At 68.2% G+C, this 23923-nt stretch carries 26 protein-coding genes and 1 tRNA gene; 17 read left to right on the top strand and 10 right to left on the bottom strand.

Annotated features, from left to right (window positions below; translation table 11 throughout):
• Positions 1-237: 237 nt before the first annotated feature.
• The 3 genes from truB to rbfA are packed head-to-tail and all read right to left on the bottom strand — an operon-like array spanning position 238 to position 2368.
• Complete coding sequence (truB, locus tag AC11WY_RS16740) at positions 238-1143, bottom strand: tRNA pseudouridine(55) synthase TruB (protein ID WP_482927593.1); 906 nt, start codon at positions 1141-1143, stop codon at positions 238-240.
• A 30-nt stretch (positions 1144-1173) separates the two neighbouring features.
• On the bottom strand, positions 1174-1950 hold the full coding sequence (locus AC11WY_RS16735; protein WP_482927591.1) for a phosphodiester glycosidase family protein: 777 nt from the start codon (positions 1948-1950) through the stop codon (positions 1174-1176).
• The gene (rbfA, locus tag AC11WY_RS16730) at positions 1943-2368 is read right to left on the bottom strand and encodes a 30S ribosome-binding factor RbfA (protein ID WP_482927589.1); all 426 of its coding nucleotides are present in this window, start codon (positions 2366-2368) and stop codon (positions 1943-1945) included. The genes AC11WY_RS16735 and rbfA overlap by 8 nt, the downstream gene beginning before the upstream one ends.
• A gap of 98 nt (positions 2369-2466) precedes the next feature.
• Between rbfA and dapB the strand changes: the two genes are divergently transcribed.
• Entirely contained in the window at positions 2467-3276 is an 810-nt protein-coding gene (gene dapB, locus AC11WY_RS16725) for a 4-hydroxy-tetrahydrodipicolinate reductase (protein ID WP_482927587.1), read from the top strand.
• Between the two features lie 195 nt (positions 3277-3471).
• Here the strand turns inward: dapB and AC11WY_RS16720 are convergent, their stop codons facing one another.
• Positions 3472-3651 carry a DUF1674 domain-containing protein gene (locus AC11WY_RS16720; RefSeq protein WP_482927585.1) on the bottom strand — a complete coding sequence of 60 codons (180 nt, stop codon included), beginning with the start codon at positions 3649-3651 and terminating at the stop codon, positions 3472-3474.
• A gap of 76 nt (positions 3652-3727) precedes the next feature.
• Between AC11WY_RS16720 and AC11WY_RS16715 the strand changes: the two genes are divergently transcribed.
• The 8 genes from AC11WY_RS16715 to AC11WY_RS16680 all read left to right on the top strand — a co-directional run bounded on the left by AC11WY_RS16715 (position 3728) and on the right by AC11WY_RS16680 (position 13138).
• Entirely contained in the window at positions 3728-5008 is a 1281-nt protein-coding gene (locus AC11WY_RS16715; RefSeq protein WP_482927583.1) for an RsmB/NOP family class I SAM-dependent RNA methyltransferase, read from the top strand.
• A 107-nt stretch (positions 5009-5115) separates the two neighbouring features.
• On the top strand, positions 5116-6879 hold the full coding sequence (locus tag AC11WY_RS16710; protein WP_482927581.1) for a heparinase II/III family protein: 1764 nt from the start codon (positions 5116-5118) through the stop codon (positions 6877-6879).
• 27 nt (positions 6880-6906) lie between these two features.
• The gene (gene purH / locus AC11WY_RS16705; protein WP_482927579.1) at positions 6907-8496 is read left to right on the top strand and encodes a bifunctional phosphoribosylaminoimidazolecarboxamide formyltransferase/IMP cyclohydrolase; all 1590 of its coding nucleotides are present in this window, start codon (positions 6907-6909) and stop codon (positions 8494-8496) included.
• Positions 8497-8506: 10 nt separating this feature from the next.
• Complete coding sequence (gene lspA / locus AC11WY_RS16700) at positions 8507-8998, top strand: signal peptidase II (protein WP_482927577.1); 492 nt, start codon at positions 8507-8509, stop codon at positions 8996-8998.
• Positions 8999-9030: 32 nt separating this feature from the next.
• Positions 9031-9573: a DUF3035 domain-containing protein gene (locus AC11WY_RS16695; protein WP_482927575.1), complete on the top strand. Its 543-nt coding sequence runs from the start codon at positions 9031-9033 to the stop codon at positions 9571-9573.
• Positions 9574-9633: 60 nt separating this feature from the next.
• Positions 9634-11445, top strand: coding sequence for a DNA mismatch repair endonuclease MutL (mutL, locus tag AC11WY_RS16690; RefSeq protein ID WP_482927573.1), 1812 nt, complete (start codon positions 9634-9636; stop codon positions 11443-11445).
• Entirely contained in the window at positions 11442-12608 is a 1167-nt protein-coding gene (locus AC11WY_RS16685) for a DNA recombination protein RmuC (RefSeq protein ID WP_482927571.1), read from the top strand. The genes mutL and AC11WY_RS16685 overlap by 4 nt, the downstream gene beginning before the upstream one ends.
• Entirely contained in the window at positions 12608-13138 is a 531-nt protein-coding gene (locus tag AC11WY_RS16680; RefSeq protein ID WP_482927569.1) for a HutD/Ves family protein, read from the top strand. The genes AC11WY_RS16685 and AC11WY_RS16680 overlap by 1 nt, the downstream gene beginning before the upstream one ends.
• Positions 13139-13146: 8 nt before the next feature.
• On the opposite strand, the gene AC11WY_RS16675 is transcribed toward AC11WY_RS16680, so the two are convergent.
• Both AC11WY_RS16675 and AC11WY_RS16670 read right to left on the bottom strand, forming a co-directional pair.
• Positions 13147-13791 carry a ChrR family anti-sigma-E factor gene (locus AC11WY_RS16675; RefSeq protein ID WP_482927567.1) on the bottom strand — a complete coding sequence of 215 codons (645 nt, stop codon included), beginning with the start codon at positions 13789-13791 and terminating at the stop codon, positions 13147-13149.
• 8 nt (positions 13792-13799) lie between these two features.
• The gene (locus AC11WY_RS16670; RefSeq protein WP_482927565.1) at positions 13800-14345 is read right to left on the bottom strand and encodes a sigma-70 family RNA polymerase sigma factor; all 546 of its coding nucleotides are present in this window, start codon (positions 14343-14345) and stop codon (positions 13800-13802) included.
• A gap of 364 nt (positions 14346-14709) precedes the next feature.
• Here AC11WY_RS16670 and AC11WY_RS16665 point away from each other — a divergent pair, with 364 nt between their 5' ends.
• Positions 14710-14889, top strand: coding sequence for a hypothetical protein (locus tag AC11WY_RS16665; protein ID WP_482927563.1), 180 nt, complete (start codon positions 14710-14712; stop codon positions 14887-14889).
• 81 nt (positions 14890-14970) lie between these two features.
• Here AC11WY_RS16665 and ykgO read toward each other — a convergent pair whose 3' ends face one another.
• Together ykgO and AC11WY_RS16655 are read right to left on the bottom strand one after the other, a co-directional pair.
• Positions 14971-15096 carry a type B 50S ribosomal protein L36 gene (gene ykgO, locus AC11WY_RS16660; protein ID WP_127902620.1) on the bottom strand — a complete coding sequence of 42 codons (126 nt, stop codon included), beginning with the start codon at positions 15094-15096 and terminating at the stop codon, positions 14971-14973.
• Between the two features lie 80 nt (positions 15097-15176).
• Positions 15177-15251: transfer RNA gene (locus AC11WY_RS16655), tRNA-Val, on the bottom strand.
• A 148-nt stretch (positions 15252-15399) separates the two neighbouring features.
• On the opposite strand from AC11WY_RS16655, the gene AC11WY_RS16650 reads away from it, so the two are divergent.
• Both AC11WY_RS16650 and AC11WY_RS16645 read left to right on the top strand, forming a co-directional pair.
• A complete protein-coding gene (locus AC11WY_RS16650; protein ID WP_482927561.1) occupies positions 15400-16263 on the top strand; it encodes an N-formylglutamate amidohydrolase in 864 nt (287 codons plus the stop codon).
• Positions 16260-17051 carry a carbon-nitrogen hydrolase family protein gene (locus AC11WY_RS16645; RefSeq protein WP_482927559.1) on the top strand — a complete coding sequence of 264 codons (792 nt, stop codon included), beginning with the start codon at positions 16260-16262 and terminating at the stop codon, positions 17049-17051. The genes AC11WY_RS16650 and AC11WY_RS16645 overlap by 4 nt, the downstream gene beginning before the upstream one ends.
• Before the next feature lie 4 nt (positions 17052-17055).
• Here the strand turns inward: AC11WY_RS16645 and AC11WY_RS16640 are convergent, their stop codons facing one another.
• Positions 17056-17874: a sulfotransferase family protein gene (locus tag AC11WY_RS16640; protein WP_482927557.1), complete on the bottom strand. Its 819-nt coding sequence runs from the start codon at positions 17872-17874 to the stop codon at positions 17056-17058.
• Between the two features lie 146 nt (positions 17875-18020).
• Here AC11WY_RS16640 and AC11WY_RS16635 point away from each other — a divergent pair, with 146 nt between their 5' ends.
• The 4 genes from AC11WY_RS16635 to AC11WY_RS16620 are packed head-to-tail and all read left to right on the top strand — an operon-like array spanning position 18021 to position 20648.
• Positions 18021-19598 (top strand): DUF5928 domain-containing protein, encoded by a 1578-nt coding sequence (locus tag AC11WY_RS16635; RefSeq protein ID WP_482927555.1) that lies wholly within the window; start codon positions 18021-18023, stop codon positions 19596-19598.
• A 14-nt stretch (positions 19599-19612) separates the two neighbouring features.
• Positions 19613-19996 carry an HIT domain-containing protein gene (locus tag AC11WY_RS16630; RefSeq protein WP_482927553.1) on the top strand — a complete coding sequence of 128 codons (384 nt, stop codon included), beginning with the start codon at positions 19613-19615 and terminating at the stop codon, positions 19994-19996.
• A 51-nt stretch (positions 19997-20047) separates the two neighbouring features.
• Positions 20048-20404: a DUF1203 domain-containing protein gene (locus AC11WY_RS16625; protein ID WP_482927551.1), complete on the top strand. Its 357-nt coding sequence runs from the start codon at positions 20048-20050 to the stop codon at positions 20402-20404.
• 58 nt (positions 20405-20462) lie between these two features.
• Positions 20463-20648: a zinc-finger domain-containing protein gene (locus AC11WY_RS16620; protein WP_482927549.1), complete on the top strand. Its 186-nt coding sequence runs from the start codon at positions 20463-20465 to the stop codon at positions 20646-20648.
• Between the two features lie 5 nt (positions 20649-20653).
• Here the strand turns inward: AC11WY_RS16620 and AC11WY_RS16615 are convergent, their stop codons facing one another.
• Positions 20654-20857 (bottom strand): hypothetical protein, encoded by a 204-nt coding sequence (locus tag AC11WY_RS16615; protein WP_482927547.1) that lies wholly within the window; start codon positions 20855-20857, stop codon positions 20654-20656.
• Between the two features lie 89 nt (positions 20858-20946).
• Here AC11WY_RS16615 and polA point away from each other — a divergent pair, with 89 nt between their 5' ends.
• Positions 20947-23751 (top strand): DNA polymerase I, encoded by a 2805-nt coding sequence (polA, locus tag AC11WY_RS16610; RefSeq protein WP_482927545.1) that lies wholly within the window; start codon positions 20947-20949, stop codon positions 23749-23751.
• Positions 23752-23923 lie beyond the last annotated feature (172 nt).

Here is a 23923-nt window from a genome sequence, read left to right as displayed (position 1 = left end):
CGCTGCCCCCGGACCCCCGGGGTATTTGACGACCGAAAATGGGGCAGGTAGGGAAGTCTTTACCAATCGCTGCAAGGATCACCTTGCGGTACAGGCGGGGACGCCGATGACCGTGACCGGAAATGGCACTCGGCTTCAGCAATGGGCCCGAGTGTTTTCATTTTCGGTCCTGAAGTATCCTCGGGGGGGCCGGGGGGCAGACGGCCCCCCCGGCGCGGGCCGCCGCGCGGCGCGGGGTCAGGTCTTGAACACCCGGCTGGGGTGCAGTTCGCCCGACTGGTAGCGGCCCACGGCCACCGCCCTGCCCTGATGGCTGGCCCAGGCCTCGTCGCCGAACTCCACGCCCGCAGCGATCACCATGCCGGGGTTGCCGTTGCGCAGGCGGGCGGCACCTTCGGGGGTGGCTTTCAGTTCGGGAAGGTCGGCGAGGCCAAGCTCCAGCGGCAGCAGGTGGGCATCCAGTTCCTCTGTCCGCGCGAGCTTGTCGATGAGGTCGAGCGAGACGCCCCTGTCGGCGTCGAACGGGCCGGACCAGGTGCGGCGGAGGTGTTGGACGTGGCCGAGGCACCCGAGCGCGCGACCAAGGTCGCGGGCGATCGCGCGGACGTAGCCGCCCTTGCCGCAAACCATTTCCAGCACGACGTGGTCGGGATCCGGGCGAGCGATCAGCTCGAGGCTGTCGACCCAGAGCGGCCTTGCGGCGAGGTCCAGTGTCTCGCCTTCGCGTGCGAGGGCGTAGGCGCGTTCGCCATCGACCTTGACCGCCGAGAACTGCGGCGGCACCTGCTGGATATCACCCCGGAACGCGGTGAGCGCCGCGGCGATTTCGGCATCGGTCGGGCGCTGCATGGAGGTTTCGATCACCGCACCCTCGGCGTCATCCGTCGTGGTCGCGGCGCCGAAGGTGACGGTGAAGCGGTAGCATTTCAGCGCGTCGGTGATGTAGGGCACGGTCTTGGTGGCCTCGCCCAGGGCGATGGCCAGCACACCGGTCGCCGCCGGGTCGAGCGTGCCCGCATGGCCCGCTTTCTGCGCGTCGAAGGCCCAGCGGACCTTGTTGACGATGGCGGTCGAGGTGATGCCGGCCGGTTTGTCGATCACCAGCCAGCCCGATACCTCGCGCCCCTTGCGCTTGCGTCCCATGCTGTGCCCTTCGGTTGCGGAGCCCGCCTGCTACTGCGCGGGCCCCGGCCCGTCAACCGGCAGCCCGTCAACCGCCGCGCCTTCAAGCACGGTGCCGAGGATCGGGCCCATCGGGTAGCCCGCATCCTCGCGGTGCAGATCGGGGGCGGCGAGGCGGGAGGTGTGGCCGTCGAGGTAGAGCGCGTCGGGCATCCCCAGGGCATCGCGGAAGAAGCGGGCGAAGGCGTGGAAGGTGACGGGCGCATCGGAGACGGCGAAGGCCGCATGCACCCCGTCGGCCGAGACACCGACACCGTTGCGGATATAGGTCGAGCCCGAGTCGGGCAAGAAGCGGGGGTGCAGCGCGCCGCGGATGACCAGCATGGGGCCGGATTGTGTGGCTTCGCGGCAGGCGGGCGGGGCAGCGGCGTAGGCGCGCGTCTCGATGATGGCGTAGCGGTCGGGGCCGATGCAGAACACGCCGTTGGGCAGGAGGCCGAAGTTGCCCGCGCTGGCGCCGGTCACCAGCGGGGCGATCTGCCGGCCATCGACGACGGCGAGTCCGAGCGGGCGAAGGTCGGGGGCATACATGCCGGCGTTCATCGCAAACCCGATGTGCTTGCCCTGGGTGGCAAGCAGATCGGCGAGGCGGCCGAAGGTTCCGACCGGCACCCCATCGGGCGCCGTGACCCAAAGCCGAAGGTCATCCTGCCCGAAGGTGGTTTCGCAGGTGGTATAGCGCGTGCCCTCGAATGTGGTCTCGCGGCAGGCGGCATTCGCGGCGGCGGGCAGCGCCAGCACCAGCGCGAGGATGCGCAGGTCAGGCATCGGCCTCGTCTTCGTCATCGTCGCTTGCGGCGATGTCGCGTTGCACGGTGGCGTCGCTGAACAGCCGCCGGGTTTCATCCATGCGGTCGAAGGTCTCGTCGATCTCGAAGCGCAATTCGGGCGTGTATTTCAGCGTCATGCCCCTTGAGATGAGGTGGCGCAGTTCACCCGTGTGCTTGCGCAGCAGCGCCAGCGTTTCCTCCCGCTTGTCGCCGCCCAGCGGCATCACGAAGGCGGTGGCGACCTTGAGGTCGGTCGAGATGCGCACTTCGCCGACCGTGATCGGGATGCGGTTCAGGTTAGGGTCGTGGATCTCGGCCCGGCTCAGGACTTCGGAGAGGGTGCGGCGGATCAGTTCGCCGACGCGAAGCTGACGCTGCGAGGGGCCGGAGCCCTGGGGAAAGCGTGAGGTTGCCATGGATGGGAGATATGCCAAGCCGGGGCGACCCGCAACCGGGCCTTTGCGCGCAGGGCGCGGACCGGCTAAGGAAGGCCGATCGGTAAGGGGAGGCTGCGATGGGCGAAGGGCCGGGGATCGTCGTCACGGGCGCGTCGGGGCGCATGGGGCAGATGCTGGTGCGGCTGATCGCCGCCAGCGACCGGGCGCGGCTGGTGGCTTGCGTCGAGCGTCCGGGTCATCCTTGGATCGGGCGCGATATCGGTGCCGCGATGGGCGGCGCGGACCTCGGCGTGACGGTGACGGATGACGCGCTGGAGGCGTTTGCCAGGGCGCAGGCAGTGGTGGACTTCACCTCGCCCGAGGCCAGTCTGGGCTTTGCCGCGCTGGCGGCGCAGGCCCGCGCGGTGCATGTGATCGGCACCACCGGCTTCACGCCGGAACAGATCGCGCGGCTGGAACCCGCCGCGCGCCATGCGGTGATCGTGCGGGCGGGCAACATGAGCCTGGGCGTGAACCTGCTGGTGCAACTGACGCGCAAGGTGGCCGAGGCGCTGGATGCGGATTTCGACATCGAGATCGTCGAGGCGCATCACCGCATGAAGGTGGATGCACCCTCGGGCACCGCGCTGATGCTGGGCGAGGCGGCAGCGGCGGGGCGGGGCGTGACGCTTGCGGATGTGTCGGACCGCGGCCGCGACGGCATGACCGGGGCGCGAACGCGGGGCGACATCGGGTTTTCATCAGTGCGCGGTGGCGACATCGTGGGCGAGCATGACGTGATCTTTGCCGCCGACGGCGAGCGGATCGTGCTGCGCCATATCGCGACCGACCGCGCCGTGTTCGCGCGGGGCGCGCTGAAGGCGGCGCTCTGGGGGCAGGACAAGCAGCCGGGGCAGTATTCGATGCTGGATGTGTTGGGGATGTGAGGGGGCGGCGCCTGAACGGCTGAGATCGAGCCCGGAGTGGCCTTCCCCCAAATGGTGCAACAAAGGGCTGCCCCTGACTGCGGGTGGGCGCCGCAAGGGTGGTGGTTTGCTTTGTGGTGCGGCACCCTTGACGGTCATGCCGTCAGCCAACGTGGCGGAAGCGCCCGCCCAGGGGGCGGACGGGCGCTGCCCTCCTCAGAAATCGACCGCGATTCCCCGCCGCTCCCAGTCGCCATAGCGCACCGGTTCCGGCCCCTTGCGGCCGCCGAGTTCGGGCGGCAGCGGCGCGGGGGGCGTGGCCTTGCGGCGGGCCTCGGCTTCGGCAAGGGCGCGTTGGGCTTCGGGCGGCAGCTCGGGGCGGGGGGTGTCGGCCATCGGGCGGTTCCTTGTGTCGCTGACCTGCCTGATATACGCCCGGCCGATCGGGGAACAAGACCGGAAGGATCATCAGGTGGGCGGACAGGTCGATCCGGCGCGGCGGGCGGCAGTGGCATTGCTGAACGGCGTGCTGGGCGAGGGGCGGATGCTGTCGGACCTGCTGGCGCAGCCCGCGGGGCCCTTGGCGCCGCTGGAGCCGGGACAGAAGGCGCGGGCGCAGCGGTTGGCGCTGAGCGTGCTGCGACATCTGGAACCTGCCGACCGGCTGCTGGCCACGCATCTGCGCAAGGCGCCGCCGGTCGAGGTGATGAACGTGCTGCGGCTGGCCACCGTCGAGATGATGGTGGACGCGGTGCCGCCGCATGGCGCGGTGAACACGGCGGTGGACCTGCTGCGGGCGGGCAAGCGGACGAACCATCAGGCCGGGATGGCCAATGCCGTGCTGCGCAGGGTGGCCGAGGCGGGCGCGGATTGGGCGAAACTGCCGCCGCAGCGGATGCCGATGTGGCTGCGCAAGCCGCTGGTGGGGCTCTGGGGGCGCGACGTCGTCTCGGCTATCGAGGCGGTGCAGGCGGTGGGTGCGCCGCTTGATCTGACGCTGCGCGATCCCTCAGACGCGGCGATGTGGGCGGAACGGCTGGAGGCCGAGGTGCTGCCGACGGGCAGCCTGCGGCGGCGTGCAGTGGGGCAGGTGAGCGAGCTTCCCGGCTACGGCGAGGGCGCCTGGTGGGTGCAGGACGCGGCCGCCGCGCTGCCGGTGCGGCTGCTGGACCCGCGCCCCGGCGAGCGGGTGCTGGACCTTTGCGCCGCGCCGGGCGGCAAGACGCTGCAACTGGCGGCGGCGGGTGCAGTGGTAACGGCGGTGGACCTGTCGGGGCCACGGATGGAGCGGGTGGTGGCGAACCTCGCACGTTGTCGGCTGGCCGCCGAGGTGGTGGTGGCCGACGCGCTGCACTGGACCGCCGAGCCGTTCGACGCGGTGCTGCTCGACGCGCCCTGTTCGGCCAGCGGCACGATCCGGCGGCACCCCGACCTGCCCTTCGTCAAGGACGGCAGCGAGGTTGCGGGACTGCTGGATTTGCAGGCGCAGTTGATCGACCGGGCGCTGGGCCTGCTGAAACCGGGCGGGCGGCTGGTGGTCTGCACCTGTTCGCTGCTGCCCGAAGAGGGCGAGGGGCAGGTCGCTGCGGCGCTGGCGCGGCATCCGGGGCTGGTGATCGAAGACATCGCCGTGCCGGGTGTTCCGCAGGACTGGCAGGCGGCGGGCGGCGGATTGCGGCTGCGCCCCGACCACTGGGCCGACCGGGGCGGGGTTGACGGCTTCTTCATGGCGCGGCTTCGCCGACCCGGCTGATCCGCGTCTGATACCCCGGCTTTTCGGCGGTGACAGGGTCCGACCCCGACGCTATGGTTCGGTGCGGGTCGGAACAGGCCCGGAGCAGCATCGGCACAGAACCCAGCATGGCAGAGCGCGGCACGGCAGGCGGGCGGCAGGGCGACGGTTGGACCTTGCGAAAGGCCCGGCTGGCGAATCGCTGGCGCGCGCGCATGGCGACGCTGGCGCGCCCGGCGACCGGCTTTGTCTCGCAGCCCGAACCGCGCACCATCGGCAGTTTCGCGCGTGGGCGCCAGTTGGTGGCCGGGAACTTCCTGCTGGCGGGTTACCTGATCGAGGGGCCGGGGGTGGGCGTCTGGGATTTGCCGATGCCCGATCCCAGCTTCGAAGAGGCGCTGCACGGGTTCGCCTGGATGGACGATCTGGCGGCGGTGGGCGACGGCGCGGCGCGGACGCGGGCGCAGGCCTGGACGTTCGACTGGATTGCCCGCTACGGCCGCGGGCGCGGGCCGGGCTGGACCCCGGACCTGACCGGGCGGCGGCTGATCCGCTGGATCAACCACGCGCTGTTCCTGCTGTCGGGCCAGCAGCGCCCGGCCGCCGAGGCCTATTTTCGCAGCCTGGCGCAGCAGACCAATTTCCTGTCGCGCCGCTGGGCGGCGGCTTCGCCCGGCCTGCCGCGATTCGAGGCGCTGACCGGGCTGGTCTATGCGGGTCTGGCCCTGACCGGGATGGAGCAACATGTCGCCCCGGCCACGGCGGCGCTGGCGCGCGAATGCGATGACCAGATCGACGGCGAGGGCGGCATTCCGACGCGCAACCCGGAAGAACTGCTGGAGGTATTCACGCTCTTGACCTGGGCCGCGCAGGCGCTGGCCGAGGCGGGGCGGATGGCGACGCCCGCGCATCAGGCGGCGATCGAGCGCATCGCGCCGACGCTGCGCGCGCTACGCCATTCGGACGGCGGGCTGGCGCGCTTTCACGGCGGCGGGCGCGGGCTGGAGGGGCGGCTGGATCATGCGCTGGCCAGTTCCGGCGTGCGGGCCACGCATCCGGACGGGCTGGCGATGGGCTTTGCGCGGCTCTCGGGCGGGCGGACCAGCGTGATCGTCGATGCGGCGGCGCCGCCCGAGGCCGCGGCTTCGGCCAACGCGCACGCCTCGACGCTGGCGCTCGAACTGACGTCGGGGCGGCGGCCGCTGATCGTCAACTGCGGATCGGGCGCGCCCTTCGGGCCGGAATGGCGCCGCGCCGGGCGGGCGACGCCGTCGCATACGACGCTGGCGATCGAGGGGTTCTCGTCGTCACGCCTCGGGCCGGTGGCGGCCGCGTCGGGCACCCCGCGCGAGTTGCTGCTGGACCGCGCCGCGATCATCCACCTGCGGCTGGAGCCGGGGCCCGCGGGGCAGGGGCTGCTGGCGGGCCACAACGGCTATCTGGCCACGCACGGGCTGACCCACATGCGCGGGCTCTACCTTGCCGCCGACGGGCGGATGCTGACCGGCGAGGATACGCTGGGCGCCATGACCGAGGCGGAACAGGCGCGGTTGAAGGTGGTGACGGCGCAGGGCGGTCCGGTGCGCTTTGCCATCCGGTTCCATCTGCACCCGGATGTGGACGCCGAGATCGACCTTGGCGGCACCGCCGTCTCGTTGGCGTTGAAAAGCGGCGAGATCTGGGTGTTCCGGTTCGAAGGCGCGGCGGCACTGACGCTTGCCCCGTCGGTCTATCTGGAAAAGGGCCGCCTGAAGCCGCGCGCGACGCGGCAGATCGTCCTTGCCGCCGAGGTTGCCGAGGCCGCGAGCCAGATTCGCTGGACCTTGTCGAAGGCGCAGGATACCCCGCTGGCCATTCGCGACCTGGAGCGGGATGACCTCGCCGCCGACTGACCCCGAGACCGAGAGGACCACCCGAGGATGACCGATCTTCTGCCGATCCGCCGCGCGCTGATCTCCGTTTCCGACAAGTCGGGCCTGCTGGACCTGGCGCAGGCGCTGGCGGCGCGCGGGGTGGACCTGCTCTCGACCGGGGGGAGCGCGGCCGAATTGCGCGCGGCGGGGCTGTCGGTGCGCGACGTGGCGGATGTGACCGGCTTCCCCGAGATGATGGACGGGCGCGTCAAGACGCTGCACCCGGCCGTGCATGGCGGGCTGCTGGCGCTGCGCGACAATCCGGCGCATCTGGCGGCGATGGCCGAGCACGGGATCGAGCCGATCGACCTGTTGATCGTGAACCTTTACCCGTTCGAGGCGACGGTGGCGAAGGGCGCGGACTATGACACCTGCATCGAGAACATCGACATCGGCGGCCCGGCGATGATTCGGGCGGCGGCGAAGAACCACGCCTTTGTCACCGTGCTGGTGGACGTGCAGGACTATGGCGCGCTGCTGGCGGAACTGGACGCGCACGACGACATGACCAGCCTGGCGTTCCGCCAGCGCCAGGCGCAGATGGCCTATGGCCGCACGGCGGCCTATGATGCGGCGGTGTCGACCTGGATGGCGGGGGCGATCGGTGAAGCCGCGCCGCGGCGGCGGGCCTTCGCCGGAACGCTGGCGCAGACGCTGCGCTATGGCGAGAACCCGCATCAGGGCGCCGCGTTCTATCGGGACGGCTCGAACCGCCCCGGCGTCGCTACCGCGAGGCAGTGGCAGGGCAAGGAACTGAGCTACAACAACATCAACGACACCGATGCCGCGTTCGAACTGGTGGCCGAATTCGCACCGGATGACGGCCCGGCCTGCGCCATCATCAAGCACGCCAACCCCTGTGGCGTGGCGCGCGGCGCGACGCTGCTGGAAGCTTACAAACGGGCCTACGACTGCGACCGCACCTCGGCCTTTGGCGGCATCGTGGCGCTGAACCGGCCGCTGGACGCGGCGACGGCGGCAGAGATCGTGAAGATTTTCACCGAAGTGGTGATTGCGCCCGACGCCGACGAGGCCGCGCGCACGGTCTTCGCCGCGAAGAAGAACCTGCGCCTGCTGACCACCGGCGCGCTGCCGGACCCCAGGGCGGGGGGGCTGACCTTCCGGCAGGTGGCGGGCGGTTTTCTGGCGCAGGACCGCGACACCGGCCATATCGACGCGGTCGACCTGAAGGTCGTTACCAAACGCGCGCCGACCGCGGCCGAAATTGCCGATCTGCTGTTTGCCTGGACCGTCGCCAAGCATGTGAAATCGAACGCCATCGTCTATGTCAGGGACGGCGCGACCGTCGGCGTCGGTGCGGGGCAGATGAGCCGGGTCGATTCGACCCGCATCGCCGCCCGCAAGGCCGACGACATGGCGGCGGCGTTGGGGCTCGCCGCATCGCCGACCCAAGGCTCGGTGGTCGCCTCGGATGCCTTCTTTCCGTTCCCGGATGGCCTGCTGACGGCGGCCGAGGCGGGGGCGACAGCGGTGATCCAGCCCGGCGGCTCGATGAATGACGCGGATGTGATCGCGGCGGCGGATGTGGCGGGGCTGGCGATGGTGTTCACCGGCCAACGCCACTTCCGGCACTGAGGAGCACGGGATGAAGATCGCCGCAAAGACCGCGCTGATTGTTCTGGCCATCGACCAGATCAGCAAGATCGCCGTTATCTACGGGCTTCGACTTCAGGAAGGCTTTACGACCGCGGTCTTCCCGCCGTTCCTCAACTTCCAGATGGCATGGAACAAGGGCGTGAACTTCGGCCTGCTCGCCAACGATGTCGCCCTGATGCGCTGGATTCTGATCGCGGTGGCGCTGGGCATTGCGGCCTGGGTCTGGCGCTGGGTCGGGCATGAGGGGCACGGCACGCCCTCGAAGATCGCGGCGGGCCTGCTGATCGGCGGCGCCCTCGGAAATGTGATCGACCGGGTGATCCATGGTGCGGTGGCGGATTTTCTGAACATGTCCTGCTGCGGAATGCACAACCCGTTCTCGTTCAATCTTGCCGATGTCGCGGTCTTTCTGGGCGCGGTCGGGCTGGTGCTGCTGACCGGGCGGCAGAACACCCGTGACGGGCCGGGATCAATGCGATAAAGACGGACGGAGACGGGGTTTTGGAGGCTTACATGCGGGCAGCGCACGGCAAATTCGGGATCGCCTTGGCGGCGGTTCTGGTGCTGGCCGGGTGTGGCGGCGATCGCCAGCCGCACCTGATGAACCTGCACTCGCAGAGCAACAGCCCCGACGAGTTCGCGATTCTGCCGTCGAAGCCGCTCGACATGCCGAAAAACATGAGCGCGCTGCCCGCGCCGACGCCGGGCGGCAGCAACCTTGCCGACCCGACGCCGAATGCCGATGCGGTGGCAGCACTCGGCGGCAAACCCGGCGCGATGAAGGCGGGCGGCGTGCCAGTGGCCGATGGCGCCCTGGTGGCGGCGGCGGACCGTTACGGCGTTTCGCCCACGATCCGCACCGATCTGGATGCCGCCGACCTGAAATTCCGCCGCACCCACAACGGCAGAGTGCTGGACAGGCTCTTTGGCCACACGGTCTATTTCCAGGCCTACAAGAGCATGACGCTGGACCAATACGCCGAACTGGCGCGCTGGCGGGCCGTGGGCCTTGCCACGCCAAGCGCCCCGCCGCAGGGCGTGACCCCGCCCAACTGACCGGGTGTGACGCCGGGATGACAGTGGCCGAATCTTTCCGGCCATGCTAATTCTGGTGGCATGAACGTCGCGACCCCCAAGATAAGCCCCACCCGCCCGGTCATCCGGCAGCTTGACGAGGGCGCGATCAACCGCATCGCGGCAGGCGAGGTGGTCGAACGACCTGCCTCGGCGGTGAAGGAACTGGTGGAAAACGCGCTCGATGCGGGCGCGCGGCGGGTCACGGTGGACTATGCCGACGGTGGCAAGACGCTGATCCGGGTGACCGACGACGGCTGCGGCATGTCGGCCGCCGACCTGCCGCTGGCGCTGGCGCGCCATGCCACATCGAAGATCGACGGCTCGGACCTGCTGAACATCCACAGCTTTGGATTTCGCGGCGAGGCGCTGCCCTCGCTGGGCGCGGTCGGGCGGCTGAGCATCACCTCGCGCACCGGCGGCGAAGAGGCGGCGCGGATCGAGGTGGTGGGTGGCCGTCTGGGCGCCGTCACGCCGGCGGCGCTGAGCCGGGGCACCGTCGTCGAACTGCGTGATCTTTTCCATGCAACCCCCGCGCGGCTGAAGTTCCTGCGCACAGACCGGGCCGAGGCGCAGGCGCTGGCCGAGGTGATCCGGCGGCTGGCGATGGCCGCGCCCTACGTCAGCTTCCGGCTGACCGATGTGAGCGAGGGCGAGGGGCGCGTGATGTTCCGCGCCGACGCGGGCAGCGGCGATCTGTTCGACGCCCTGCACGGGCGGCTGGCGACTGTGCTGGGGCCTGAGTTCGCCGAAAACGCGCTGCGCTTGAACCTGGAGCGCGAGGGATTCCAGTTGACCGGCTATGCCGCGCTGCCGACCTATTCGCGCGGTTCTTCGGTGGCGCAGTATCTGTTTGTGAACGGCCGTCCGGTGCAGGACCGGATGCTGTATGGCGCCCTGCGCGCGGCCTATGCCGACTTCCTCGGCCGGGACCGGCATCCGGCGGCGGTACTCTTCCTGTCCTGCGATCCGCAACTGGTCGATGTGAACGTTCATCCGGCAAAATCCGAGGTCCGGTTCCGCGACCCGGCGCTGGCGCGCGGGTTGATCGTGTCGGGGCTGCGGCAGGCGCTGGCGGGGGCGGGGCATCGGGCGTCCACCACCGTCGGGGCGGCCGCGCTGGACGCGCTGCGGCCAGAGGCGCGGGTTTACCAGATGGACCGGCCCTCGGCGGGCGCGATCCGCGCGGCTTCCCAATGGCAGGCCCCGGTGACCGGCTTCGCCGAGGCGCCCTCGGCCCGGATCGAACCACCCCTGGACGAGGCGGCGCAGACACGCCCGCTAGGTGCCGCACGGGCGCAGGTGCACGAAAACTACATCATCGCGCAGACCGAAACCGGGATCGTCATCGTCGATCAGCACGCCGCGCATGAACGGCTGGTCTATGAGCGGCTGAAGCGGCAGATGGCGGAAAAGTGGATCGCTGCGCAGGCGCTGCTGATCCCTGAAATCGTTGAGCTTTCCGACGCAGAGGCCGCCAGGCTGCTGGATATGGCGGCGGACCTGGCGCGGCTTGGGCTGGGGGTCGAGCCGTTCGGGCGCGGCGCCGTCGCGGTGCGCGAGACGCCCGCGATCCTGGGGCAGGTCGATGTGAAGGGGTTGCTGCGCGACATTCTCGACGAACTCTCGGAAGCGGGCGACAGCCGGAATGTCCAAGCGCGCATCGACGCGGTGCTCAGCCGGATGGCCTGCCACGGTTCCGTCCGCTCCGGCCGCCATATGCGCGCCGAAGAGATGAACGCGCTGCTGCGCGAGATGGAGGCGACACCGCATTCCGGCCAGTGCAACCACGGCCGCCCGACCTATGTCGAACTGCGGCTGGCGGATATCGAACGGTTGTTCGGCCGCACATGATCACGATCGGCGGGCATCTGGTGGCGCTGGACGATCCGATGGTGATCGCGGGCCTTGGCGCGGCGGGCGTGGTGCTTTTGCTACTGGTGCTCGTGCTGCGCGCGGCGGGGCGGTCGGCGCGGATGACAGAGCCGTTGCTCTACCAGATGAATCAGGTCGGCCACCGGGTACAGCAACTCTCCGACGGCCAGCAGCAACTGGCGGGCGGCCTGCACCACGTTTCGGAAGCGCAGGCGCATGCCCAAAGCGCGATGTTGAAGGTGATGGAAACGCGGCTGGCCGAGGTCAGCGCGCGGATGACGGAGAACCTGTCCGGCTCGGCCACGCGCACGGCGCGCAGCCTGGGCGAGTTGCAGCAGCGGTTGGAAACGATCGACAAGGCGCAGGCGAACATCGAGAAGCTGTCTGGCAACGTCCTGAGTTTACAGGATATCCTGTCGAACAAGCAGACCCGCGGGGCATTCGGCGAAATCCAGTTGCATGACATCGTGCAGAAGGCGCTGCCGTCGGACGCCTACACCATGCAGGCGACGTTGTCGAACGGGCGGCGGGCGGATTGCCTGATCCACTTGCCGAACCCGCCCGGCCCGATCGTCGTAGATTCGAAGTTCCCGCTGGAGGCCTACGAGGCGCTGCGGCGGGCCTCCACGCCGTCGGAACTGGCCGAGGCGGCGCGGTTTATGCGAACGTCGGTTCGTTCACATATCCGGGCGATTTCCGAGAAATACATCCTGGAGGGTGAAACCGCCGATGGGGCGTTGATGTTCCTGCCTTCCGAGGCGGTCTACGCCGAATTGCACGCGAACTTCCCCGAGGTGGTGCGCGAGGGCTTTGCGGCGCGGGTCTGGATCGTCTCGCCGACCACCTGCATGGCGACGCTGAACACGATGCGCGCGGTCTTGAAGGACGCACGGATGCGCGAACAGGCCGGGGCGATCCGGCGCGAATTGCACATGCTGTTCGAGGATGTCCGGCGGCTGGGCGAGAGGGTGGAGCGGCTGGATACGCATTTTTCCCAGGCGCAGAACGACGTGCGCGAGATCCGGCTGTCGTCGGACAAGGCGGCGCGGCGGGCGCAGCGGCTTGACAACTTCGATTTCGAGGAACTGGCCCCCGATCCCGTGTCCCCCCCGCCTGAACTGGTCGCCAGGAAAGGCCTCTGATGCAGCACCTCACCCGCGCCGACTACCGGCGGATGCCCTGGGCGAACGGGCGCGGCGTCACCGTGGAGATGTGGCGCGAGGACGTGGACGGGGCGGTTTCCTTGCGGCTTTCGATGGCCACGGTGGCGGAAGATGGGCCGTTTTCGCTGTTTCCCGGGATCGACCGGGTGTTGACGGTCATTTCCGGACCGGGCTTCGATCTGGTCGGCGAGGGGATGCGGCTGCGGGCCGATCCGCTCCGGCCGATCGCGTTTTCCGGTGATGTGGCGCTGAGGGCAACCGGGGTGACGGGCGTCAGCGAGGATTTCAATGTGATGATGGCGCGGGGTGGCCCAAATGCCTGCGTCGAGGTTCTGTGGCCAGGCGACGGGCTTGATGCAAGGCGAATCTTCGTTTTTGCGCTCGGCGAGGCCGAAGTGAAGGCGGAGGATCAGGGCGTTGAGCTTTCGACACATGACCTTCTGGTGGCGAAAGATCATGTCACGCTGATACATGGGGGGCCAGTCCTGGCCGCTGGGATCCGTGGGTGAATGATCGTTCAGATGCGGAAGAACGGCTGGACGATGCGCGGCAGCAGCGACCGGAACCGCAGCGGTGCGTCGGTTGCCGCAAGGCAGATGCAGGCTTGGCCCGGTTCGGCGACGGGCTTGTGCGTCAAATCCTTGGCCGCAGTCTCGACGTCGCCGGGGGCAAAGCGGTCGGTTTCGTCGCGAAATGCGCCCTGCAACACCAGCGTCAGTTCGGCACCCCGGTGGCCGTGGTCGGGAACTGCACTTCCGGCCGGGATGTAGATAAGGCGGGCCGTGGCCGCCCGGTCGGTGCGCAGGATCGCCTGCCGGAGGCCGCCGCCGATCGGGCGCCAGCGCACGGCGTCAATTCCACCGCCCACGTAATCGACCACGGGCCCCGGCAGAACCGCGTCCTTGCCGCAGGCGCGCGGCTTCGATGTGGCGCCAAGGGCGATGCGCTCCAGCGTCGCCGCAAGGCAGCCGTCGGAGACCCTGGCGGACCCGCAGCGCTCCAGCACGGCCCCCCCCAGGGCGTCGAAGGCGCACAGAGCGGCGCGACAGGTGTCGCACATCGAGACATGGGCGGCCACGACCAGGCTGAACGCTTCGGGCAGGGTTCCGGCCGAATAGGCGATCAGCATTTCGTCGGAGATATGGTGTCTGATGGTGCTCATTCGTCTTTTCATGTCATCTGATGGCGCAGGCGCTCCAGCGCCAGCCGGATTCGGGACTTGATGGTGCCAAGCGGCAGGCCGGTCTGGGCGGCAATCTCGCTATGCGAGAGGTCGCCGAAATAGGCCCGTTCGATCAGGTCGCGCTGTTTTGCGGGCAGCAGGGCGATGGCCTCGCCCAGCCGTGCGGATTCCTGTTGCAGTTCCAGCGCGTCCGCCGGGTCGGCCTCGCCCTCGGGGCCCCAGGGCAGGTCTTCCGGCTCGGGGCGGCGCGCCTTGCGGATGGCGTCGATGCGGCGGTTGCGGGCGATCGTGAAGACCCAGGTGGCCACGCTCGCGCGGCCCGGATCGAACAGGTGCGCCTTGTGCCACAGCGTGGCCATCACCTCCTGTGTGCATTCCTCGGCAAGCGCATGGCTGGCCCCCGACTTCATCAGGAAGGCCTTCACCCGCGGGGCGTAATGGCGGAACAATTCCGCGAAGGCCGCGCGGTCCTGATGGTCGCGGATGCGCAGCAGAAGCTGCACCCCGTCGGTGTCGTCCATACGTCCGGTCATCCGTGGAGCAAGCCCGTTCCGCCGCTGCAAGTGCCTCGTGCCGACAGCATAGGGACCACCGTCAGGCGGCGCATCCGCAATCTGCAAAGGCTCGAATTCGCACAGCATGACCGGATTACGGCGGGGCCGCGAAATCGGATCACCGGGGCTGTTGCGAAAATCGCACGAACGGGTGCAGACGCCGCGCGGCCCTGCCGCCAAGCCTCGTTTCCAGGCCAGCGCCCGCGCGCGGCAGGCTGCCACGCGGCAGCGTGCCGCAGGTTTCGCTTTGATATATGCGAAAAACGGCTACTATTTCCCGTGAAGGAGCCGGGACGGCGCGCGAATCGCTTCGCCCGGAGGACAGACGGTGGAGGAGACCCCGATGAAATCCTGCTCGATACTGTGTGTTGTCGGTTTTGGCGCGGTGTTGTGCTTCGGTTATCTCGCGCTGGCGGGCGGCGGGACCGAGCCCACGGAATACACCATGATCAACGAGGTGCTGGCGGCGGGCGGTTTCGCACTGGGCCTGAGCTCGTGGCTGCGTTTGCGCCGCGGCACCTGATCCGCGCGGTCATGAAAAAAGGCCGTCGGGCTTGCGCGCGGCGGCTTTTTCACATCGGCGTCTCGGGGCGTGTCGGGCGGATCAGCCCTGACGCGCCTTGAAACGCTTCTGGGTCTTATTGATCACATAGACCCGACCCTTGCGGCGCACGATCTGACAGTCGCGATGACGCGCCTTCAGCGAGCGGAGCGAATTTCTGACCTTCATCGGTCTTCTCCTGGTCCGGGCGCGCGTGCGCCATGAAATTAACGGTACCATCGGCGCTTGCGCAACCCGAAGGCGGTGGATGGTGGGCGCGACAGGGATCGAACCTGTGACCACTACGATGTCAACGTAGTGCTCTACCGCTGAGCTACGCGCCCCGAACCGATCAACTCCGCCTGCCCCAAAACAAAAGGGACGCGGGCGGAACCGCGTCGGTCCGCAGGTCTATAGAAGGAGTCGCCAACCTGTTCAAGAGGTTTTGGCAACGCCGGAATTCCCGCTATAACAATGCCGGAAGGAGGCCCGATGACCCATCCCGCCTACGATCTTTTCCGGCCGGCCGTGGCGTCGTCGCGGCTGGTTCTTGCCTCGCCGCACAGCGGGCGGGAGTATCCGGCCGCCTTCCTCGCGGCCAGTGTGCTGGACGAGCGGATGATCCGGTCGTCCGAGGATGCGTTTGTCGACCTGCTCTTCGCCGATGCGCCGCAGGCGGGGGCGCCGCTGCTGGTCGCCCGCGCGCCGCGCGCCTATGTGGACCTCAACCGGGCGATGGACGAACTGGACCCGGCGGTGGTCGATCAGGCGCCGCGCGCCGCAATGAACCCGCGCATCAGCGCGGGGCTTGGCGTGATCCCGCGCGTCGTGGCGAACGGTCGGTCGATCTACCGCGGCAAGATCGCGCTCGCCGAGGCGCAGGCCCGGCTCGATGCGGTCTGGTTGCCCTACCATGCGCAGTTGCAGGCGCTTCTGCGCGAGACGCAGGCACGGCATGGCGAAGTGATCCTGATCGACTGCCATTCGATGCCGCACGAGGCGATCGACGGCTACTGGCAGGTCGGCCGGGCCCGGCCCGACGTCGTGCTGGGTGACCGCTTCGGCGCCGCCGCCGCGCCCGAGGTGATGGAGCGGATCGAGGCTGCTTTTGCCGCCGAGGGCCTGCGGGTGGCGCGCAACGCGCCCTTTGCCGGGGCCTACATCGCGCAGGCCTACGGGCACCCGTCCCATGGACAGCATGTGGTGCAGGTGGAAATCGACCGCGCGCTTTACATGGACGAGGTGCAGATCCAGCCCGGCCCCGGCTTTGATGCGGTGCGCGAGATGCTCGCCCGCGTCATCGCCCGCGTCGCCGACGAGTCCGGCCGTGCGGCCCTGCCACTGGCCGCCGAATGAGCGGCGCACCGATGATCATCGCGGTCTATCAGGGGCCATCGCCGGACGGCGACATCGCCCGCGCCTTCGACACCGTCGCGCGGATGCTGACCGCCTCGGCCGCCGCCGGGGCGCGGCTGGTGGTGTTCCCCGAACTCTACCTGCCCGGCTACAACCACGGCAACATTCCCGCGCTCGCCCAACCGGCCGGGGGCGGATGGGAACGGCGGCTGTCCGGCCTCGCCCGCGCCGCCGGCTGCGGGCTGGCAATCGGGCTGGCCGAACGCGATGGCGCGGCCCTGCGCAACACCGCGCTGGTGTTCGACGGCACCGGCCACGAACTGGCCCGCTACCGAAAGGTGCAGCTTTACGGCCCGCGCGAACAGGCTCTGTTCGTGCCCGGCGACCGGCTGTGCCTCTTTGACTTCGACGGTGTCCGCTGCGGGGTGATGATCTGCTACGATGTGGAATTCGCCCCCCTGGTGCGCGCCAATGCCGCTGCCGGGGCCACGCTTCTGATCGTGCCGACCGCCAATCCGGTGCCGTTCCACCATGTGCCGCGCCTGACCGTGCCCGCGCAGGCGGTGAACCACGGCGTGACGATCGCCTACGCCAACCTGAGCGGCCCAGAGGGCGATCTGGTCTATTCGGGCGGCTCCTGCATCGTCGGGCCCGACGGCGTGATGCTGGCCAGCGCGGGCCCCGGCGAGGCGCTGCTGATCGCCGACCTCGCCCCCGCCGTCGCGGTTCCCGCCGCGATGCGGTCCACCCAGCTTGCCGACCTTCGGCCGCTTGCGCCGGAAGGCTGAGCGGTCAGTCGCCCAGCTTGGCGTGCACTTCGTCCAGATCGACTGCGCCCTTGGGCATCTTGTTGGCCGGGTTCTCGAAGTCGTAGCGGAACAACTGGAAGTCCTTCTTGTAGATTTCCCAGATCAGATGCATCGACAGGTCGTCGAAATACGCCTCCACCGGGTGGGCGCGCTTGGGCCCATGCCCCTCGCTTTCGTTGAAGCGCGGGATGGTCTTGAGATCGACCGGATGCGCCACCGGAACGTGGTCCAGCACGACCTGCATCCCCTCGTCGAATTTCTCGGTGAAGAAGATGTGGTCGTAGCGTCCGCCGTTGGCGATGAAGGTCGAGACATGGCCCGCCATCGCCGACCAGTGGATGTCGGGCTCCATCGGCTTGCGCCAGCGGATGGTGTCGCGCGCAAACAGCAGGAACCGCCGGAAACTGCGGATCTGGTCGAACTCGTCCTTGCCGTCCGGCCCGCCGACCTCGACGCCGTATTTCTGCACCAACAGCGGCACCAGGTTGCCCCGGTAACGCTTGCCGTTGCGCTGGATGCCGCAGATCTTGTCGAAGAACGACGACAGGATGCGGGTGTAGGGGTTGCGCACGCAGGTGAAGGCATAGGACTTGTGCGCCTTCACGTTCCGCTCGATCAGCTTCTGGCTCGCCTCCGACGCCCATTTGTGCAGGCCTTCGGTCGCGTCGTGGATGTCGCCGTCGAAAAAGCGGCCGTGGTCGGAATAGAACATGATCTGCCCGATCGTCGAGCAGGCGCATTTGGGGACGACGCGATAGACCATGCTCTCGCTCTCGGTCATCCAGGTGCCGGGAAAGCCCATCCGTGTCGCTCCTTCATTCCGGGGGCCGGGGCTCGTCGTCCGATCCCGCCAATCCGCGCCAACAGACCAAAGAAACGCTGTCTTTTCAATGACCGTTCACGCTATCTAGGCATCATCACGTCAGCCGCCGCCGCCAAGGGGCCTGAATGGCACGAATCGCCTATATCCTTTTGTCCCACAAGGACCCTGAAGGAATCGTCGCGCAGGCCCGCCGCCTGACCGCGGCGGGGGATTTCGTGTCGATTCATTTCGATGGCCGGGCGGGCCGCGCGCCCTATGACCGCATCCGCGCCGCGCTGAAGGACAACCCTTCCGTCACCTTCGCGCGCCGCCGCATCAAATGCGGCTGGGGCGAATGGAGCCTGGTCGAGGCGACGATCCAGGCCACGCTGGCCGCGCTCAAGGCGTTTCCGCGGGCGACACATTTCTACATGCTGTCGGGCGACTGCATGCCGATCAAATCGGCGGCCTACGCGCACGAGATGCTGGACCGCGACCCGGTCGATTACATCGAGTCGGTCGATTTCCTCGGGTCCGACTGGATCAAGACCGGGATGAAGGAAGAACGGCTGATCTACCGCCATTTCTTTAACGAGCGGAAATGGAAGTGGCTGTTCTACAAATCGGTCGAGGTGCAGAAAAGGCTCGGCCTGACGCGACGCATCCCGCAAGACCTGCAGATCATGATCGGCAGCCAGTGGTGGTGCCTGCGCCGCCGCACGGTCGAGGCGGTGATGGAGTTCTGCCACCGCCGCCGCGACGTGATGCGCTTCTTCCGCACCACCTGGATTCCGGATGAGACGTTCTTCCAGACCCTGGTTCGCCATCTGGTGCCCGAGACCGAGCTTCGCTCGCGCACGCTGACGTTCCTGATGTTCACCGACTACGGGATGCCGGTGACCTTCTACAACGACCATTACGACCTGCTGCTGAGCCAGGATTACCTCTTCGCGCGCAAGATCTCGCCCGACGCCACGGCGCTCAAGACGCGGCTGGGGCAGCTTTACACCGACGACACGGCCCGCTTCACGATCTCGAACGAGGGGCGGTCGCTGTTTCAGTTCCTGACCGGGCGCGGCCGCATCGGGCGTCGGTTCGCGCCCCGGTTCTGGGAGGCGGAATCGACGCTGGGCCGCGAGCGCGAGCTGCTGATCGTGACCTGCAAGAAATGGCACGTCGCCAAGCGGCTGACCGAGCGGGTGCGGCAGGTCACCAACCTTCCGGCGCTCGACTACATCTTCAATGAACAGTCGGCGCCGTTGCCCGACCTTGGCGGCATCCAGAGCACGGTGGAAAAGCGCGCTCGCCACCGCCGCGCGCTGATGCGGATGCTGTTCGACAACTACGCCACCGACAAGCTGCTGATCTGCATCGACCCGGCGAACGTCGACCTGATGCAGGATTTCTTTTCCGACCGCTGCACCACCCGCCTGCTGGAGGTGGAGTGTGAGTTCAGCGACGACTACCTGATCGGCCATGCCCGCCGCGTCGGTCTGGCCGGTGACCTGACGCCGCGCGACACGCTCGACAAGCTGCTGCCGACGATCCGCTATGACGTGAAGTTCGAAAGCGACCGGATCGGCGACGCGAACTTCCCCGGCTTCTACCGCATCCGCGAGGCCGCCAGCGTCGACGAGAATGTTCCCGCACTGGCCGCCTTCCTTGACGTGCCGATGGAAAAGGCGCGCGAGATCGCGGCCTCCCGCTACCTTTACGTGGACTGACCCCGAGGATCGCAATGCCCTACGCCTACGACAGCCAGAACATCTTCGCCCGCATCCTGCGCGGCGAGATCCCGAACAAGACGGTGCTGGAAACCGCCCACAGCCTCGCCTTCCACGATATCCACGCGCAGGCGCCCACGCATGTGCTGGTGATCCCCAAGGGCGCCTATGTGAACTACGACCACTTCGCCGCCGCCGCCCCGGATGCCGAAATCCTCGATTTCACTCGCGCCGTCGCCGAGGTCTGCACCTTGCTCGGCCTGCCGCCCGGCGACGGGGGCGACGGCTACCGGCTGATCTCGAACTCCGGCCCGCACAGCCATCAGGAGGTGCCGCACCTGCACGTTCATGTGCTGGCGGGGCGTGCGCTGGGCCCCATGCTGGTCCGGCCGGCCTGAGGGCCGCATTGCGCAGCATCCAGGTCGGCGCAGGCGCCGCGCCGCGCCAGATTGGCGTGGCCAAGGAGGGCTCGCCCTGCCGATCCGCTTCGCCGCCCTGCCCATCGCCCCGTCCCGGCGCCGCAGCCCGATGCCGAAACCGGGCCGATCTTCTCCTGCGCTGATCCCTGTGCGCCCTGCGGCGGCGATGCCCTGCCCGCGATGCTCGCCTCGCCGCACTGGATACTGCGCGGCTACGGGCCGGACGACCGCATCGTCTGCGGCACCGGGGGCGTGGTGGCGACGCCCGGCATCCCCGACCGGGCCGCGCTGCTGCTCGCCCGCAACGACATCGCCTATGTCCACCTCCGCTCGGCCGCGAACAATTGCTATCAGGTGCGGATCGACCGCGCGCCAGCGCGGGCTTGACGCCCCCCGGCGCGCGACTTATCCCGCAAGGGCAAGCCTGTCAGGAACGGAGCCACCGATGCCCACCAAAGCCCCCGAGACCGAGGTCGTCACCCACTGGAAAGTGGCCTGTGACGGTGGTGCGCACGCGCTTGGCCACCCGCGCGTCTGGCTGACCATCCCCGAGGACACCGGCTGGGTCGAATGCGGCTACTGCGACAAGAGGTTCGTGATCGACCGCGCCCACGCCCACGACGATCACTGAGCGGTTCAGCGGCCACGCACCAGCCCGACGATCACCCCGACAACCGCCCCGACGATCGCACCAAGCGGAGTCCAGACGAACACCACACCCAACCCATAGCTGCCCTCGAACGTCGAGATGGTGATGATCGACGGCAGCACCGCGCCGATGCCGAAGGCCAGCGCACCGCCAACCAGAAATCCGCCGAACCCCCACAGCACGGTCCGCATCGCCTTGCCTCCTTGCGCTGGCCCGCAGGGTTTCGCCGCGCGCCACTTCATGGCAATACTCTGCCGGTAGCAGCCGCGGAGCAATCGCAATGACATTCGGCAAGGGCCACCATCTGCATCTGATCGACGGCTCGGCCTATATCTTCCGCGCCTATCACGCGCTGCCACCGCTGACGCGCAAATCCGACGGTCTGCCGATCGGTGCGGTGGCGGGGTTCTGCAACATCCTGTGGAACGAGCTGAACCGGACGAACGGCGACGAGGCGCCGACCCATATCGCGGTGGTGTTCGACCATTCGTCGAAGACCTTCCGCAACGACCTTTACCCGCTTTACAAGGCCAACCGCCCCGAACTGCCCGAAGACCTGCGCCCGCAGTTCCCGCTGACCCGCGCGGCGACGCGGGCCTTCAACGTCGCCTGCCTTGAAACCGAGAATTACGAGGCCGACGACATCATTGCCACGCTGGCTCAGCAGGCGGTCGCGGCGGGCGGCAACGTCACCATCATCTCCTCCGACAAGGATCTGATGCAACTGGTCGGCAACGGCGTGGTGATGCGCGACCCGATGAAGGACCGCCGCATCGACCGCGACGAGGTGTTCGAGAAGTTCGGCGTCGGGCCGGAACGGGTGGTCGACGTGCAGGCCCTGTCGGGCGACTCGGTCGACAACGTGCCGGGCGCGCCGGGGATCGGGCTGAAGACGGCGGCGCTGCTGATCAACGAATACGGCGATCTGGATACGCTACTGGCACGCGCGGGCGAGATCACGCAGCCCAAGCGGCGCGAGTCGCTGCTGGACAACGCCGACCTGATCCGCATCTCGCGCCAGCTTGTCACGCTGAAACGCGACGTGGCGCTGGATGTGACGCTGGACGATCTCGAGGTGCAAGCCCCCGATCCGGGCGCCGTGATGGCCTTCCTGACCGATATGGAGTTTCGCACCCTGACCCGCCGCGTGGCCGAAAAGCTGAAGGTGGCGGCGCCGGTGATCGCCGACTCTGCACCCGCCCCCGACCCCGAAGCGGGCGGCGCGGCGCCGAAAGCGGTGCCGTTCGACACTAAGGCGTATGAGTGCATCCGCGATGCCGCCGCCTTGCAGGCTTGGGTCGCCCAGATCCGCGAGCGTGGCTATGTGGCGGTGGACACCGAAACCACCAGCCTTGACGAGATGGTGGCCGAGCTTGTCGGCATCTCGCTCTGCGTCGAGGCCGGGAAGGCCTGCTACATCCCGCTGGGCCACAAACAAGGCGGCGGCGACCTTTTCGGCTCCACTGCCCTGGTCGAGGGCCAGATGCCGCTGGCTGCGGCACTGGCGATCCTGAAGCCAGTGCTGGAGGATGACGCGATCCTCAAGATCGGCCAGAACATGAAATACGACGCGAAGATTTTCGCCCGCAACGGGGTGACTGTCGCGCCGATCGACGACACCATGCTGATGTCCTACGCGATGCACGCCGGGCTGCACGGCCACGGGATGGATTTCCTGTCCGAGAAATATCTCGGCCACGTCCCCATTCCGATCAAGCCGCTGCTCGGTTCCGGCAAGGCACAGGTCACCTTCGACCGCGTCGCCCTTGATGACGCCGTGCCCTACGCCGCCGAGGATGCCGATGTGACGCTGCGGCTCTGGCAACGCTTCAAGCCCGACCTGCCGCGCGCCCATGTGACCACGGTCTACGAAACGCTGGAACGCCCGCTGGTGCCGGTGCTGGCTGCGATGGAAATGGCGGGCGTGCTGGTGGACCGCGACACCCTCAGCCGCATGTCGAACGCCTTCGCCCAGAAGATGGCGGGGCTGGAGGCCGAGATTCAGGCGCTTGCGGGCGAGCCCTTCAACGTCGGCTCGCCCAAGCAACTGGGCGAGATCCTGTTCGACAAGATGTCCCTGCCGGGCGGCGAGAAGGGCAAGACCGGCGCCTATGCCACCGGCGCCGACGTGCTGGAGGATCTGGCCGCCGAGGGCCACGATCTGCCCGCCCGCGTGCTCGACTGGCGGCTGCTATCGAAGCTGAAATCGACCTACACCGACGCGCTGCAAACCCACATCAACGCCGAAACGGGGCGGGTGCACACCTCCTACTCCATCGCCGGGGCGAACACCGGGCGGCTGGCCTCGACCGACCCGAACCTGCAGAACATCCCCGTCCGCTCCGAAGAAGGCCGCCGCATCCGCGAGGCTTTCGTGGCACCCAAGGGCCGCGTGATGGTCAGCCTCGATTACTCCCAGATCGAACTGCGCATCCTCGCCCACGTCGCCGACATCCCCGCGCTGAAACAGGCGTTCAGGGACGGGCTCGACATCCACGCCATGACCGCGTCCGAGATGTTCGATGTCCCGCTCGACCGGATGACCCCCGAAATCCGCCGCCGCGCCAAGGCGATCAACTTCGGCGTCATCTACGGCATTTCCGGCTTCGGCCTCGCCCGCAACCTGCGCATCCCGCGCGCCGAGGCGCAGGCCTTCATCGACCGCTACTTCGAACGCTTCCCCGGCATCCGCACCTACATGGACGACACCATCGCCTTCGCGAAATCGCACGGCTACGTCCAGACCCTGTTCGGCCGCAAGATCCACACGCCCGAGATCAACGCCAAAGGCCCCACCGCAGGCTTCGCCAAACGCGCCGCCATCAACGCGCCCATTCAAGGGGCGGCCGCCGACATCCTCCGCCGCGCGATGATCCGCATGCCGCAGGCCATCGCCGGGCTGGACGCCAAGATGCTGCTGACGGTGCATGACGAACTGCTGTTCGAGGTCGCCGAGGACGCGGTCGCCGCCACCATCGCCCGCGCCAAAGCGGTGATGGAGGGCGCCGCGGATCCGGCGGTAAAGCTCTCGGTGCCGCTGACGGTCGACGCCGGGCAGGGCGCGAACTGGGCAGAGGCGCATTGAGTGGCGAGCGGCCAATGCTTAGCTGTTCCATCCCTGATGATCACATAGACCCTCGGCGATCTTCATTTTTCATGGCAAGATCGATCCTGAGGGACATTCGAAGCGGGGTGCGGGCATGCTGATCCATCTTCACAAGCAGGCAACGACGACGCCAAAGGTGCGGGCTGCGATT

Source organism: Solirhodobacter sp. (assembly GCF_964715405.1).
This window is presented reverse-complemented; position numbering and strand designations above follow the sequence as displayed.

What these genes read in the sequence shown, in the direction of transcription:
- lspA (WP_482927577.1), top strand. Translation starts at nt 8,507, where the DNA reads ATGAAGATCGCCGCAAAGACCGCGCTGATTGTTCTGGCCATCGACCAG.
- AC11WY_RS16645 (WP_482927559.1), top strand. Translation starts at nt 16,260, where the DNA reads ATGAGCGGCGCACCGATGATCATCGCGGTCTATCAGGGGCCATCGCCG.
- AC11WY_RS16620 (WP_482927549.1), top strand. Translation starts at nt 20,463, where the DNA reads ATGCCCACCAAAGCCCCCGAGACCGAGGTCGTCACCCACTGGAAAGTG.
- AC11WY_RS16635 (WP_482927555.1), top strand. Translation starts at nt 18,021, where the DNA reads ATGGCACGAATCGCCTATATCCTTTTGTCCCACAAGGACCCTGAAGGA.
- AC11WY_RS16650 (WP_482927561.1), top strand. Translation starts at nt 15,400, where the DNA reads ATGACCCATCCCGCCTACGATCTTTTCCGGCCGGCCGTGGCGTCGTCG.
- AC11WY_RS16680 (WP_482927569.1), top strand. Translation starts at nt 12,608, where the DNA reads ATGCAGCACCTCACCCGCGCCGACTACCGGCGGATGCCCTGGGCGAAC.
- AC11WY_RS16695 (WP_482927575.1), top strand. Translation starts at nt 9,031, where the DNA reads ATGCGGGCAGCGCACGGCAAATTCGGGATCGCCTTGGCGGCGGTTCTG.
- dapB (WP_482927587.1), top strand. Translation starts at nt 2,467, where the DNA reads ATGGGCGAAGGGCCGGGGATCGTCGTCACGGGCGCGTCGGGGCGCATG.
- mutL (WP_482927573.1), top strand. Translation starts at nt 9,634, where the DNA reads ATGAACGTCGCGACCCCCAAGATAAGCCCCACCCGCCCGGTCATCCGG.
- AC11WY_RS16640 (WP_482927557.1), bottom strand. Translation starts at nt 17,874, where the DNA reads ATGGGCTTTCCCGGCACCTGGATGACCGAGAGCGAGAGCATGGTCTAT.
- rbfA (WP_482927589.1), bottom strand. Translation starts at nt 2,368, where the DNA reads ATGGCAACCTCACGCTTTCCCCAGGGCTCCGGCCCCTCGCAGCGTCAG.
- AC11WY_RS16665 (WP_482927563.1), top strand. Translation starts at nt 14,710, where the DNA reads ATGAAATCCTGCTCGATACTGTGTGTTGTCGGTTTTGGCGCGGTGTTG.
- ykgO (WP_127902620.1), bottom strand. Translation starts at nt 15,096, where the DNA reads ATGAAGGTCAGAAATTCGCTCCGCTCGCTGAAGGCGCGTCATCGCGAC.
- AC11WY_RS16675 (WP_482927567.1), bottom strand. Translation starts at nt 13,791, where the DNA reads ATGAGCACCATCAGACACCATATCTCCGACGAAATGCTGATCGCCTAT.
- AC11WY_RS16710 (WP_482927581.1), top strand. Translation starts at nt 5,116, where the DNA reads ATGGCAGAGCGCGGCACGGCAGGCGGGCGGCAGGGCGACGGTTGGACC.
- AC11WY_RS16720 (WP_482927585.1), bottom strand. Translation starts at nt 3,651, where the DNA reads ATGGCCGACACCCCCCGCCCCGAGCTGCCGCCCGAAGCCCAACGCGCC.
- AC11WY_RS16735 (WP_482927591.1), bottom strand. Translation starts at nt 1,950, where the DNA reads ATGCCTGACCTGCGCATCCTCGCGCTGGTGCTGGCGCTGCCCGCCGCC.
- AC11WY_RS16615 (WP_482927547.1), bottom strand. Translation starts at nt 20,857, where the DNA reads ATGCGGACCGTGCTGTGGGGGTTCGGCGGATTTCTGGTTGGCGGTGCG.
- polA (WP_482927545.1), top strand. Translation starts at nt 20,947, where the DNA reads ATGACATTCGGCAAGGGCCACCATCTGCATCTGATCGACGGCTCGGCC.
- AC11WY_RS16630 (WP_482927553.1), top strand. Translation starts at nt 19,613, where the DNA reads ATGCCCTACGCCTACGACAGCCAGAACATCTTCGCCCGCATCCTGCGC.
- purH (WP_482927579.1), top strand. Translation starts at nt 6,907, where the DNA reads ATGACCGATCTTCTGCCGATCCGCCGCGCGCTGATCTCCGTTTCCGAC.
- AC11WY_RS16670 (WP_482927565.1), bottom strand. Translation starts at nt 14,345, where the DNA reads ATGACCGGACGTATGGACGACACCGACGGGGTGCAGCTTCTGCTGCGC.
- AC11WY_RS16685 (WP_482927571.1), top strand. Translation starts at nt 11,442, where the DNA reads ATGATCACGATCGGCGGGCATCTGGTGGCGCTGGACGATCCGATGGTG.
- truB (WP_482927593.1), bottom strand. Translation starts at nt 1,143, where the DNA reads ATGGGACGCAAGCGCAAGGGGCGCGAGGTATCGGGCTGGCTGGTGATC.